The 13,304-nt window shown below is 66.9% G+C and carries 10 protein-coding genes; 2 read left to right on the top strand and 8 right to left on the bottom strand.

Annotated elements, in window-relative coordinates; genetic code table 11:
* Both ACAM49_RS09595 and ACAM49_RS09590 read left to right on the top strand, forming a co-directional pair.
* A complete protein-coding gene (locus tag ACAM49_RS09595) occupies positions 1-1,188 on the top strand; it encodes a cytochrome P450 (protein ID WP_369635104.1) in 1,188 nt (395 codons plus the stop codon).
* 53 nt (positions 1,189-1,241) lie between these two features.
* The gene (locus ACAM49_RS09590; protein ID WP_369635103.1) at positions 1,242-1,943 is read left to right on the top strand and encodes a hypothetical protein; all 702 of its coding nucleotides are present in this window, start codon (positions 1,242-1,244) and stop codon (positions 1,941-1,943) included.
* Between the two features lie 264 nt (positions 1,944-2,207).
* Here the strand turns inward: ACAM49_RS09590 and ACAM49_RS09585 are convergent, their stop codons facing one another.
* From ACAM49_RS09585 to ACAM49_RS09550, 8 genes are all read right to left on the bottom strand, one after another.
* The gene (locus ACAM49_RS09585) at positions 2,208-2,981 is read right to left on the bottom strand and encodes an IclR family transcriptional regulator (RefSeq protein WP_369635102.1); all 774 of its coding nucleotides are present in this window, start codon (positions 2,979-2,981) and stop codon (positions 2,208-2,210) included.
* 46 nt (positions 2,982-3,027) lie between these two features.
* The gene (locus ACAM49_RS09580) at positions 3,028-4,551 is read right to left on the bottom strand and encodes a GMC family oxidoreductase (RefSeq protein WP_369635101.1); all 1,524 of its coding nucleotides are present in this window, start codon (positions 4,549-4,551) and stop codon (positions 3,028-3,030) included.
* Positions 4,548-6,089: an APC family permease gene (locus ACAM49_RS09575; RefSeq protein ID WP_369635100.1), complete on the bottom strand. Its 1,542-nt coding sequence runs from the start codon at positions 6,087-6,089 to the stop codon at positions 4,548-4,550. The genes ACAM49_RS09580 and ACAM49_RS09575 overlap by 4 nt, the downstream gene beginning before the upstream one ends.
* A 38-nt stretch (positions 6,090-6,127) precedes the next feature.
* Positions 6,128-7,630: an aldehyde dehydrogenase family protein gene (locus ACAM49_RS09570; protein ID WP_369635099.1), complete on the bottom strand. Its 1,503-nt coding sequence runs from the start codon at positions 7,628-7,630 to the stop codon at positions 6,128-6,130.
* Positions 7,624-8,754, bottom strand: coding sequence for an aromatic ring-hydroxylating dioxygenase subunit alpha (locus tag ACAM49_RS09565; protein ID WP_369635098.1), 1,131 nt, complete (start codon positions 8,752-8,754; stop codon positions 7,624-7,626). The genes ACAM49_RS09570 and ACAM49_RS09565 overlap by 7 nt, the downstream gene beginning before the upstream one ends.
* The gene (gene solA / locus ACAM49_RS09560; protein WP_369635097.1) at positions 8,751-9,890 is read right to left on the bottom strand and encodes an N-methyl-L-tryptophan oxidase; all 1,140 of its coding nucleotides are present in this window, start codon (positions 9,888-9,890) and stop codon (positions 8,751-8,753) included. The genes ACAM49_RS09565 and solA overlap by 4 nt, the downstream gene beginning before the upstream one ends.
* A gap of 5 nt (positions 9,891-9,895) precedes the next feature.
* The gene (locus tag ACAM49_RS09555) at positions 9,896-12,316 is read right to left on the bottom strand and encodes an FAD-dependent oxidoreductase (RefSeq protein ID WP_369635096.1); all 2,421 of its coding nucleotides are present in this window, start codon (positions 12,314-12,316) and stop codon (positions 9,896-9,898) included.
* A gap of 190 nt (positions 12,317-12,506) precedes the next feature.
* On the bottom strand, positions 12,507-13,304 hold a 798-nt coding region (locus tag ACAM49_RS09550; RefSeq protein ID WP_369635095.1), incomplete at its 5' end, for a CDGSH iron-sulfur domain-containing protein.

Below are 13,304 nucleotides of genomic sequence, written 5' to 3'. Positions count from 1 at the left end.
ATGGTCGGAGACCTCGCGGGCGAGACCGCCCGCCTGCGCGCGGCCGGGGCGATCACCCGGATCGAGCTGCTGGGCGTCCCCGCCTGGACCGTCACCGATCACACCGTCGCGCGCCAATTGCTCACCGACACACGGCTTATCAAGAACATCAACGCCTGGAAGCTGTGGACCGACGGCGTGGTCACCCGCCAGTGGCCGCTGATCGGCATGATCGACGCAGGCCGCTCCATGTTCACCGTCGACGGTCCCGAGCACCGCCGCCTGCGCATCAAGACCACCCAGGCGCTCACCCCGCGCCGCCTGGAAGAGTTGCGCCCCAATATCGAACGGCTCACCAAGGAACTGCTCGACGATCTGGACGAGGCCGGTGCCGACGGCGCGCCCGTGGACCTCAAGGCGGTCTTCGCCTACCCGCTGCCCATGCGGGTGATCTCCGAACTCATGGGCGTCCCGCGCAGCGATCACGCCATGCTGCTGGACTGGTACAAGAAGTTCTTCTCCATGGTCACCCCGCAGGACGAGCGCCTGCAGATCATCGAAGCCATGGACGTCTACTTCACCGAGATGGTCCGCCGCAAGACCGCCGAGCCCGGCGACGATCTCACCAGCGCGCTCATCCTGGCCGACGAGGGCGGCGAGCCGCTCACCGAGGAGGAGGTGGTCGGCAACCTCAAGGCGCTGGTCGCCGCGGGGCACGAGACCACGGTCAGCCTGATCCTGAATGCCGTGCGCGCCTTGCTGACCCGCCCCGAGCAGCTGGCCCGGGTGCGGTCGGAGGAGGTCGAGTGGAAGCAGGTCATCGAGGAGACCCTGCGCTGGGACGGACCGGTCACGCACCTGCTCATGCGCTTCGCCACCGAGGACATCACCGTCGGCGACACGGTGATCGAGAAGGGTGAGGGCGTGGTCATGTCCTACCGCGCCATCGGCCGCGACACCGCGGTGTTCGGCGCGGACGCCGACGAGTTCGACATCACCCGCCCGACCGCGAATCGCAATATCTCCTTCGGCTACGGCCCGCACATCTGCCCCGGCGCGGCGCTGGCCCGGCTCGAGGCGGCCATCGGCCTGCCCGCCCTGTTCGACCGTTTCCCGGGCCTGAGTCTGGCGACCCCGGTCGAGGAGATCGTGAACCTTCCGGTCATGACGCAGAACGACATCGCCGGTATGCCGGTGCATCTGGTCTGATCGCGGCGAGCCGCTCATGCGGTCGACCGGCAACTCCTGGCAAACTCTGGCGGGTGACGACCAAGGGAGTGCTGTTGTCGGCGACCGCGTGCGCGGTCCTGCTGCTCACGGGGTGCGGGGGAAGCCATGATTCGTCGGAGTCGAAGGGCGCGCCGAGCACGCCGCGCGATGAGCTGGTGCTGACCGAATCCGAGTTCCCCGCGGGCACCAGGAAAATGGATGTGCCGCAGGAGAAGCTGCAGTCGAGCCTGTCGGATATGGACGCCATCATGGCGGGCGCGACCGTCACCCCGGACCAGTGCCGGGCCCCGCAGGTCGATCTGGCGGCCGCCGCCAAGCACGTGCTGGCCAGCTCGTCCTTCGCCCTCGCCACCTCCGAGGACATGACCAGCTATGTCGACTATGTCGCCAACGAGGTCATGGATCTCACGGCCCTGGCCGACAACCACGCGAAATGCCCCGAGGTGACGGTCACCTCGACGGCCAACGGCGACAAGATCGTCACCACCACCAAGCTGGAGAAGCTGACCGTCCCGTCGGCGATCTCCGGCACCGACGCCATCGCCTACCGCTCCACGGCCACCAGTCAGCTCGGCGACGACAAGCCGATCACGCAGACCACCTATGAGGGGTACGCGACGCTGCGCGGCATGACCGTCGGGGTGCGGGCGTCCGCGTTCGCCGATTCGCCGGACCAGTCGGCGTTCGACACCTTCTTCACGGCTGCCGTGCAGAAGGTCCAGAACGCCAAGTAAATCCGGAGCAACCCACCCCGGGAAATTCGCACTGAACCGAAACTGCTACGTTTGAGACCGGTCGCGGTTCAGGTGCACGGGGAAAGGGTTGGCGCAGCAATGTCAGGGCAACACAGGCGGTCCGAGTCGAATCCTGTCCTGCGGCGCGCGCTGATACTGGTGGCCGTTCCGGTGAGTCTGGCGCTGGCCATGATGATCGGCGTGGCGCTGGGGACCCTGCTGGGCGTGTACGCGCCGGGCTCGCTGCCCCTGCCGAACTGAGTCTCAGCCGTGGTAGCCGAGGCGGCGTGAGATCGCCCCGGCCGAAGCCACCGCTTCCTGCGCGACTTCCGAGAACCGTTCCGCCGCAAGGCGATAGGTGGGCCCGGAGACGCTCAGCGCGGCGATGATCCGGCCGTCGCTGTCCCGGATCGGTGCGGCGACGGCATTGAGCCCGATCTCCAGTTCCTCCTCGCACGAGGCCCAGCCCTGCTCCCGGATCGTCCGCAGCTGCGCCCGCAGCACGGCGAGATCGGTAATGGTGTTGGGCGCGAACGATTCCAGCCGCTTGCGCAGCCGGGACCGCAGATCGGCATCCGGCAGCTCGGCCAGCAGCACCTTCCCGCTGGAGGTGGCATGCACCGGGCAACTCTGCCCGACCCACGTCCGCAGCGCGATTCCGGCCGACCCGACGGCCTCGGCCACATTGATGATGCGGTCATTGTCGAGAATGGCGATATTCGTGGTCTCGCCCACGCGCGCGGCCAGTTCATCGCAGATGTCCTGGCTCTGGCGCGGCAGATCCATATGGGCGCTGGTCGATCCGGCCAGCCGCACGACGGTGAACCCGAGCCGGTACTTCCCGCGTTCGGACAGCTGCTCGACATACCCGCGCGCCTCGAGCACCGCCATCAGCCGCGACACCGTGGACTTGTGCACGCCGAGTTCGGCCGCGATCTCGGTGATCCCGGCCGAACCCAGCTTGGCCACGATTTCCAGTGCGGTCAGCGCCCGATCCACCGACTGGACGGGGATGCCGGACTCCGGTTGTTTCGCCATAACACATCCAGTCTATGCGGCACAGGGCTTTCCGCAGGCCGGGTGATCAGGGCACGGCGGCCCGGACCAGGTCGGCGCACTTCTCGCCCATGGCCATGATGGTGATATTCGGATTCACCGCGGGCAGCTTGGGCATGGCCGAGGCGTCCACCACGCGCAGCCCGCGCACACCCTTGACCCGGAGCTCGGGGTCCAGCACCGCCATCGGATCGTCGAGCGCGCCCATGCGGGCGGTCGCGGCCGGATGGTAGACGGTGTTGTGGGTGCGGTGCATGTAGTCGATGAGCTCGTCGTCACTCACCGCATCCGGCCCCGGAGCCAATTCCCTTGCCACCCAGTCGGATAGCGGCGACTGCTCCGCGATGCGGCGGGCCAGCCGGATCCCGTGCAGCATGACCCGCTCGTCGTGCCCGTCCGAATCGCTGAAATACCGCGGATCCACCCGCGGCTTGTCCCGGAAGTCCCGGGACCGCAACCGCACGGTGCCGCGCGAATGCCCTTGTGTCACATTGGGTGTGAGACAGAAGCCGTTCTCGGTGGTCGGATATCCCCAGCGCACGGTGTTCATATCGAACGGCACGCTGCCGTAGTGCATCATCAGATCCGGCTGGGCCAGACCGGGTTCGGTGGTGGTGAACAGGCCGATCTCCCACCATTGCGTGGAGCTGGTGACCATCGGCCGCGTGGACTCCCAGAACACCAGTCCCTCGACATGGTCGTCGAGATTGGATCCGACGCCCGGCGAATCCACCCGCACCGCAATCCCCATGTCCCGCAGGTGATCCACGGGCCCAATGCCCGAGAGCATGAGCAGCTTGGGCGTATCGATCGCGCCCGTGCTGATGATCACCTCCCGCCGGGCCGTCACCGTATCGAATCCGGTCAGATCCGGCCGCCGATATCGAGCTCCGGTGGCGCGATTCGTCTCATCGAAGACGATCTCACTCACCCAGCACCCGGTGCGAACCTCCAGATTCGCCCGCTCCCCCATGATCGGATGCAGATACGCGTGCGACGACGACATCCGCACGTTGTCCGCATCCGCATTGATCTGGAACCACCCCGCGCCATTGGCCACGGTCGCACCGCGATTGAACTGCACCGTCGGCAGCCCCACCGCGGCGGCCGCCGTCAGCACCGCGTCCCCGCACGGATCCTTGGGCGGGATGTCCCGGATCTCCACGGTCCGTTCGAGTTTCGGCAGATACGGCAGCAGCCCGTCGGGTCCCCAGCCGGTCGCGCCCATGGCCTCCCATTCCGCCAGCCCCTCAGCCGGCGGATGGAACGCGATGCACGAGTTGTGCGAGGAGCACCCGCCCAGCACCTTGGCCCGCGCGTGGCGCAGGAAGCTGTTGCCGCTGGCCTGCGGTTCGACGGGATAGTCCCAGTCGTAACCGGATTCGAGCAGCAGCATCCAGTCCTCGAGCCGGAGGATGGCTTGGTCGCCCACATCGGACGGCCCGGCCTCGAGGAGACAGACGGTGACCGACGGGTCCTCGCTGAGCCGGGCGGCCACCACGCATCCGGCCGAGCCGCCGCCGACGATGACGTAGTCGAAGGTGTCGCTCATGTCGCGGGCACCTCCGCGGCGTGGGAAGCGAGGATGCCGATGACGCGAGTTCCCCGGGCCCAGTACCAGATCAGGCCGACCAGGGCGATGGCGCCGATGTAGATGAACGCGCCCCAGGTGTTGTACCAGGGCCCGCCGTAGACGGCCGTGCGCGGCCAGGCCAGGTTGACCGCCATCCCGAGCCCCCACACCACGGCGAGGATGTTCACCGGCAGCCCCCAGCGCCCCATCGAGAAGTAGCCCTCCGCCGCGAGCTCCTCGGGCCGCCAGCCGCCCTTGATCCGCTGCCACAGCATGGGCCCGGTGACCAGCAGGTACGCCAGGTAGATCATGATCACCGCGATGGAGGTCAGCACCGTGAACACCTGCGGCTGACCGATATTGACGACCAGGATGAGCATCGACAGCACCCCGATCACCACGGCCGGAATGACCGGCGCGCTGTGCTTCACGCTCAGCTTGGCCAGCTTCTCCCCGAACGGCAGGGCGTTGTCCCGCGCCATGGCGAAGGTGAGCCGGATGGCCGCGGTGTGCACGGCCAGCGCGCACACGGTCACCGCGATCACGATGCAGGCCAGGAACACCTTGCCCAGCCAGCCCCACATGACCTGCTCGACGATGTACTGCAGCCCGCCGTCGGCGGTGCCGAGCTTCTCGTCGCTCAGGTTCGGTGCGGACATGACCGCGAATACCAGGATCGCGCCGCCGATCACGAAGGACGCCAACAGGGCTCGCAGAATCGCCTTGGGCGCGGTGCGGCGCGGTTCGACGGTTTCCTCGCCGAGCGAGCTGGCGGTGTCGAAGCCGTACATGACGTACCCGGAGGCCAGCGACGCGACCAGGAAGGCGCTCAGGTAGCCGCCGCTCTGCCCGGCACCGTAACCATTGCTGGAGAAGAAGACGCTCGGCCCGCGAGTCACGTGCACGCCGAGAATGATCGCGATGAGCACGGCCGCAATGAGTTCGATGAAAACACCGGCACTGTTGATCATGGCCATGAGCCGCACGCCGAAGGCATTCACGACGGTGGTGAAGACGATGAGCACGGTGCCGAGAATGACGGCGTTGGTGGCGTAATCCTTACTGCCGGTGCCGTCCCCGATTATCTGGAAGCCGCTCCAGAGTTTCGGCAGATTCAGCTGATAAGCCAGCACCACGGCCGACAGCGTGACGATCGACGCGGTGAGCATGAGCCACCCCGCCGACCAGCCCACCGCCCGGCTGCCGAGCTTCTTGGCCCAGTTGTAGACCGAACCCGCGACGGGATATTTCGCGGACAATTCCATGAAGCACAGGGCGACGGCCAGCTGCCCCACGAAGACCAGCGGCCAGGACCACAGGTAGCCGGGCCCGGCGGTGCCGTAGCCGAAATAGAACATCTGGAAGGTGCCGGTGAGGATGGAGATATAGCTGACGCCGGCGGCGAAACTCGAGAATTTCCCGATGCTCCGGCTCAGGGATTCCTTGTAGCCGAATTCCGCCATGCCGTGATCATGGGTCGGGGCGCTGGTTGGTGCGGGGGGACGGGTGGTCGTCATGACGGCCCAACTTTCGAAAATGAACGCTAAAACCTTATTCAGTTGTGGGTTTCGAACCAGCCGCCCACCGCGGGTGCGGTGTTGTGCCAGATGTGTTTGGTCTCTTGGTATTCCGCCAGCCCGCTGGGGCCGAGCTCGCGGCCGATGCCGGAGCGGCCGAAGCCGCCCCATTCCGCGGCGGGGGTGTAGTAGCCGAAGTCGTTGAGCCAGACGGTGCCGTGCCGCAGGGCGCGGGCGAAGCGTTCGGCGCGAGCGGCGTCGGCGGTGCGGACACCGGCGGCCAGGCCGTAGGCGGTGTCATTGCCGAGGGCGAGGGCCTGCTCGTCGGTGGTGAAGCGCTCGACGGTCAGGATGGGGCCGAAGGTCTCTTCCTGGACGATGCGCATGCTGCGATGGCAGTGGTCGAAAATCGTTGGCAAGTAGTAGCTTCCAGCGGCCAGGCCGGGATCGTCGGGCCGCTTGCCGCCGGTGACCAGCTGCGCGCCGCCCGCGATACCGAGCGCCACATAGGCTTCCACCTTCGCGCGATGCGCCTCCGAGACGAGCGGGCCGGTTTCGCTGGCCGGGTCGAGGCCGGGCCCGACGCGTATCTTGCGGGCGCGTGCCGCCAGCGCCGTCACGAAGTCATCGGCGATCGACTCATGGACGATCAATCTCGTTCCCGCCGAACAGACTTGGCCCGAGTGCAGGAACGCACCGGTCAGCACCGCATCCACCGCACTGTCGAACTCCGCATCGGGAAACACAATGTGCGGATTCTTCCCGCCGAGTTCGAGCGCCACCCGGGTGATGTGCCTGGCCGCATTGCTCGCGATCGTCTCGCCGGTCGCCGCCCCGCCGGTGAACGAGATCAGATCCACGTCCGGGGTGTCGGTGAGCGCGGAACCCACTGTGGCCCCGCTGCTCTGGATCAGATTGACCACGCCCGCGGGCACGCCTGCCCGGTCGATGAGCCGGACCAGCGCGATGGTGCTCAGCGGCGTGACCTCGCTGGGTTTGGCCACCATGGTGCATCCGGCGGCCAGGGCGGGCGCGATCTTCCACGACATCTGCAGCAGCGGATAGTTCCAGGGCGCGATGAGCGCGCACACGCCGACGGGCTGGCGCACGACCCGGCTGATCACGGCCGGATTCCGGGTGTCGACGAGCCGGTCCGCGCCGGTCGCGGCCAGCTGCGCGTAATACCGGAACACCGCCGCCACGTCATCGACGTCGATATAGCTCTCGCGCAGGGTCTTTCCGGTGTCGAGCGTCTCGATCCGGGCGAGATGGTCACGCTCGGCATCGAGCAGCTCGGCAATGCGCATCAGATACCCGACGCGCTCGGCCACCGGCGTCTCGGGCCAGCCTCCCGTATCGAACGCGGCCCGCGCCGCCGCGACGGCCGCCACCGCATCGGCCCGATCGGCCTCGTCCACGGTCGCGATCACCGTGCCGTCGGCTGGATTCACGATGTCCCGCGCGCCACCGCCAAGCGCGTTGACCCACTTACCGTCGATGTAAAGACAGGGCGGACAACAGAGTTCGTCCTCACTCAACATTGCGGATCCTCGATCCGCCCCTTGGCCCAGGCATGGAATTCGGCAATATGGTGCTCGGCCGGAACCAGCACCCCGCCCTTCCGATACGCCCGCGAGGACATGGCCGGCTGGGTGCGTTCGCAGGCCGCGAAATCCTGTTCGTTCACCCGATGGAACAGTTCCACGGAATGATCGAGCACGCCGCCGGATTGGATGACGTCGGGCGCGTAGAGCCAGTCGCATTCGACGATGGTGCGGTCGTGCGCCATCGGGTACATGCGGTGGAAGATGACGTGGTCCGGGACCAGGTTGACGAACACCGTGGGCTTGATGGTGACGGCGAAGTACTTGCGGTCCTGCTCGGGAGCCAGCCCGGGCAAAGCCTCGAACCCGGCCCGGCCGTCCACGGTGAAGCCGTCCACACGCTCCCCGAACTCAGCCCCGTGCCCGACGTAGTACTGCGCCGCATAGCCTTTCGCGAACTCCGGCAGCACTTCGACCAGTTCCGGGTGAATGGTCGCGCAGTGGTAGCACTCCATGAAGTTCTCGACGATCAGCTTCCAGTTGGCCGCCACGTCGTAGACCACGCGCTTGCCGACCGCGAGCCGTTCCATGCCGTAGTGATCGATGGCCGCGGGATCACCCAGCCGCCCGGTGACCGCGCCCATGACATCGGTCTCGAACGAGGGCGGCTCGTCGGCCAGGCACACCCAGGCGTATCCGAGCCATTCCCGTAGCGCGACCGGGACCAGGCCGTAGGCCTCGCGATCGATGGGCGCACCCGAATCATCGCGCAGGGTGGCCATATTCGGCGCCGCCACCAGCTTGCCGTCGAGCGCGTAGGTCCACGCGTGATAGGGGCACCGCAGCGTCCGCCGCACCTGGCCTTCGTTCTCGGTGCAGATCAGCGCACCGCGGTGTCGGCACACGTTGAGGAAGGCACGCAGCTCGCCGTCGTGACCGCGCACCACGAGCACGCTCTCCCGGCCCACCTGGACGCGACGGAAGGCACCCGGATCGGCCAGATCTCCGGCGCGTGCCGCACAGAACCACATCTTCTCGAAGATGTGCTCCTGCTCCTTGATGAAAACAGCGGGATCGCAGTAGTACTCGCCGCCGAGCGTGGGAATCAATGCCGAACTCACAGGGACACCAGCCTTTGCGGGGCGAACAGGTCGATGGGGTGGCGGGTGGCGCCGGTGGTGGCCAACTCGGCCAGGATCTCGCCGACCACCGGCACAAACTTGAAGCCGTGCCCGGAGAATCCGCAGGCCACGGTGACGGCGGTGTGCGCCGGGTGCTGGGCGATCACGAAATGCTGGTCCGCGGTATTGGAGTACATGCAGGTGGCGGTGTGAATGGCCCGCCCGACCAGCGCGGGCAGCAATTCGCGTACCCGCGTGCGCATTTCGGTGATCTCCTCCGGATGCACCTGTCGATCGATGGTCTCGGGCGTGCAGCGGATGCCCTTGCGGAAGAACGCGGTCTTCACCCCGCCGTCCTGGCCGTCGATGGCGGGGAAGCCGTATATCTGTGCGCCGGAGTCGTTTTCGGCGATATAGATCGGATCACCCTCGAACTTGCGGGACCCGACGACCGGATCGAACCAGTACATGACCTGGCGTTCGATCTCGATCTCGACACCCAGATCGGCGAGCAGGCCGGGAGCCCAGGCACCGGGGCAGATCACCAGGCGGCCCGCCGAGTAGGTACCCGTCCCGGTCGTGACGGTGACCCCCGAACCCGTGTCCCGCCACGATTCGACCACCTCGCCATACCGCAGCGTCGCCCCGTGCGCGGCAGCCAGATCCAGGTGCGCGGCTACCGTGCGTTCGGGCCGGGCGAATCCCGCCATGTCCTCGTAGAGCCCGACGAAATGCGGCTCCGGCGTGAAATTCGGGAACCTGGCCCGGATTTCGCTCGCGTCGAGCAGGTCGTGCGGCAGCGACCATTCGCGGCTGGCGCGAATGCTGCCCGCGACGGTAAGACTGTCCGGCGGACCCACATACAGCCCGCCGGTCAGCCGGTACACCTCGTCCCCGGAATCCTTGGCCAGCTGCTCCCACAGCTCGTACGAGCGCAACAGCAGCGGCACATACGCCGGATCCTCGAAATACGACTGCCGGATGATGCGCGACCCGCCGTGACTGGAGCCGCGGTCGTGAGCGGGCGTGAATCGTTCCAGGCCCAGCACCCGTTGCCCGCCGCGGGCCAGGTGGTAGGCGGCGGCACTGCCCATGCCGCCCAGGCCGATGACTATGACGTCGTAGGTTTCGGTCATGACGGTTACCTCCGAATCCGTGCCATCTCGGGATCGACCACCGGCTCGGTGTGCACTCGTCCGGTGAATCGATCTGTCAGATAGGCGATTTCGACCTCGTCGCCGGGCCCGACCGGGGCCCGGAGCCAGGCGTAGCAGAGGGTGCGCCCGATGGTGGCGGAATAGCCCGCGCTGGTGACGTACCCCGCGATTTCGCCATTGACGAAGACCGGTTCCTTGCCGAGCACCACGGCGGTCGGGTCGTCCAACATCACCGTGCGCAGCACCCGCGCTGGCGGCTCGGCGGATTCGAGGGCCTTCTTGCCGAGGAAGTCCGGCTTGCTCATCCGGACGGCGAATCCGAGCCCGGCGGCCTCCGGGGTGTGCTCGGTGGTCATATCGGTGCCCCAGGAGCGGTAGCCCTTTTCGATCCGCAGGCTGTTGAAGGCGATGCGCCCGGCCGCGATGACCCGGTGTTCGCGACCGGCCTGCCACAGCAGATCCCACAGTGCCGCACCGTATTCGGCACTCGTGTAGATCTCCCAGCCGAGTTCGCCGACGTAGGAGACCCGCATCATGGTGACCGGGATGCTGCCGAGATAGGTGCGCTTGGCTTTGAAATATCCGAAGGCCTTGTGCGACAGATCATCCGGGCACAGCGGCTGAACCATCTCCCGCGCGGCAGGCCCCCACACGCCGACACAGCAAGTCCCACCGGTGATGTCGCGCAGCGTGACACTGCCGTCGCCGGGCAGATGACGGGTGAACCAGTCGAAGTCGAGCGGGCCGTTCGCGCCGACCTGGAAGAGTTTCTCCTCCAGCCGTGCAACCGTCAGATCGCTGCGCACCCCGCCATTGGCGTCCAGCAACAACGTGTAGGTGACCGAGCCAGGCTTCTTACCAACGTCGTTCGTGGTCAGCTCCTGCAGAAGCGCCACCGCCCCCGACCCCGACACCTCGTACCGGGTCAACGGCGTCATGTCGAACATCGCGACATGCGTTCGCGTCCAAGCGGCCTCGGCGATCGAAATGGGCGAATAGAACGCCCCCGACCAGCTGTCCCGCTCCGGAAACGCCACACCCTGCGCGGCCACCTCGTCCATCAAGGCCGCATTGGCCTCGTACCACGCCGGCCGCTCCCACAGCGCGCCCTCGTAGAAGAACGCCCCCAACTCCCGCTGCCGCGCATGGAACGGGCTCGTCCTGATATCCCGCGGTTCGCTCCGGTACTGATGCGGATGAATGATGTCGTACACCTCGACGAACGCCTGCACACTGGTCCGCCGAATGAACTCCGGACTGCGCGCCGCCTCCTCGAACCGGTACAGATCCGCCTCGTGCAGGTCGATATCGGTGCTGCCGTCGACAATCCACCGCGCCACCGCCCGCGCCACGCCCGCCGAATGGGTCACCCACACCGCCTCGGCCACCCAGAATCCGGCCAGGTCGCGATGCTCGCCGAGGATGGGGAAGCCGTCGGGCGTGAAGGAGAAGATGCCGTCGAAGGCTTCCTCAACGGCGGTGCCACCAAGCGCAGGCAGCAGATCCAAGCTTGCGGCCCAGGCCGGTTCGAACTCGCCAGGCGTGAACGGCAGCATGGACGGCATCGCTTCACCGGCCGTATCCCGCAACAGGTTGTCCATATCGACGGGTCGCGGCGTGTGCCCGTAGTACCCGATGCCGATGCGCTCACCGAAGGTCCGGTAGTACAGATCCGCATCCTGATGCCGAAGAATCGGCAGCCGCTCGTCACCGCCGAGCGCAGGCACCACCCCGGTCTTGACGAACTGATGCGCCATCGGCACCAGCGGCACCGTAAGCCCCACGCCCCGACCCAATTCCGCACCCCAGAACCCGGCCGCACTCACCACGATATCGGCGGGCAACTCCTGACCGTCCCGATTCCGCACCCCCGTGACCCGCCCGTGCGCCGAAAGCACCTCGACCACTTCGCAATACCCGATGAACCGCGCCCCACGATCCGCCGCCGCCCCGGCCTGCCGCTCGGCGGCCCGCACGGCCGCGGCCAAACCATCGGTGGGAGTGTGCAATCCGCCGAGTATCCGATCCGCATCAAGCATGGGATACCGCTCCGCGCATGCCCCAGGATCCAGAATCTCCGCCTCGATCCCCCAGGCCTGCGCCCACCCGCGCCGCCGATGCAGTTCGGTCCACCGTTCCGGCGTGGTAGCCACCTCCAGCCCGCCGACGGCATCGAACGCATCCAGCGCCCCGAACTTCTCGACGGTGTAGCGGGCCAGCTCCGCCATGGTCTTGGACGAGTTGGTCTGGAACACCAAACCCGGTGCGTGCGAAGTGGATCCGCCGGTCCGGAACAACGGCCCCCGATCCAGGACGGTGACCTCGGTCCACCCGAGCCGGGTGATTTCGTCGGCCAAGGCGGTACCCACGATTCCCGCACCGATGATGACGACTCGCGGCTGCATGACCGAGCCTCCAGAGTGTTGCGTATTGCGCACCATGTGCCGTAATACGCAACTATGCTCCGCCCGGCAGCGACACCTGTCAACCGGAATGGAATTATTCGTATTCCGTTTGTTTCCCGGGCATTTCACACAGGTAAGGCCCGGCAGCACACAATGCGCTACCGGGCCTGGAAAGCCCCGACGACACCGCTCAGGGCCGCATGCCGGATTCCGTCCAGCGCCGGAAAACCTCGACCTTCTCGGCGGACCACGCACCGTCACACGGCATGGTCCCGGCATTCAACCGGTCGAGAATCTCGGCGGCGTGCTTGGTGACGTCGTCGAGGGACCACAGGTCGAACACGAAACTCATCGACCGCTGATCCTTCTCGCGGAACAGAGGTTTGATATGCGCGGCGAACCCCACCGACTCGTCGTGTCCCGGCAGCACCGGCTCGGCGGAGTCGTCGGCCTGCTTCGCCTCATAAACCGGCGGCCCGAGCGGACCCCAATCCCAGTCCGGCGCAGCACCGTCGGCGACGGATGCCCATTCCACGAAAGCGGCTAGGGCGGAACGGAATTCACGATCGATGGGCAGCCCGCTCTCCGTGGCCGCCCGCAAGCACAACAGCACCCACCGCTCGCGCTGCTCCTCGGTGAGGATCGGCCGCGCTAGTGACGGCTCGTCGTCCCGAGGCGGCGCCCCGAACGCCACCGCCATCCAATCGGCCTCGCGCCGAGCACGATCCGCGTCGACATCACCGAACACCGCGGCCAGCATCGGATCGTCGGGAATCAACTTCTCGTAGAGCAACGCGGTCATCCGATTCAACGCCGGATACCCACCCGCCCACTCGAACAGCGTCGGCTCCTGCCCCGGCGCGAGCACCGGATGCTGGAACCCGACATACCAATGCATTCCGCTGCAGAACGGCTTGTTCCGGGACTGCCCGCAAAGACACCGCGCATAGTGCTCGTCCGACGCCCCCTGCGCCCGCTCGACCGAACC

The sequence above is a fragment of the Nocardia sp. JMUB6875 genome, from assembly GCF_041154655.1.
Taxonomy (GTDB): Bacteria; Actinomycetota; Actinomycetes; order Mycobacteriales; family Mycobacteriaceae; genus Nocardia.
Note: the sequence above shows the minus strand (reverse complement) of the source record. Positions and strands in the feature narration are given on the sequence as shown.

Excerpts from the sequence above, each read along its gene's own strand:
- solA (WP_369635097.1), bottom strand. The coding sequence starts at position 9,890 with ATGACCGAAACCTACGACGTCATAGTCATCGGCCTGGGCGGCATGGGC.
- ACAM49_RS09570 (WP_369635099.1), bottom strand. The coding sequence starts at position 7,630 with ATGTTGAGTGAGGACGAACTCTGTTGTCCGCCCTGTCTTTACATCGAC.
- ACAM49_RS09595 (WP_369635104.1), top strand. The coding sequence starts at position 1 with ATGGTCGGAGACCTCGCGGGCGAGACCGCCCGCCTGCGCGCGGCCGGG.
- ACAM49_RS09575 (WP_369635100.1), bottom strand. The coding sequence starts at position 6,089 with ATGACGACCACCCGTCCCCCCGCACCAACCAGCGCCCCGACCCATGAT.
- ACAM49_RS09585 (WP_369635102.1), bottom strand. The coding sequence starts at position 2,981 with ATGGCGAAACAACCGGAGTCCGGCATCCCCGTCCAGTCGGTGGATCGG.
- ACAM49_RS09555 (WP_369635096.1), bottom strand. The coding sequence starts at position 12,316 with ATGCAGCCGCGAGTCGTCATCATCGGTGCGGGAATCGTGGGTACCGCC.
- ACAM49_RS09580 (WP_369635101.1), bottom strand. The coding sequence starts at position 4,551 with ATGAGCGACACCTTCGACTACGTCATCGTCGGCGGCGGCTCGGCCGGA.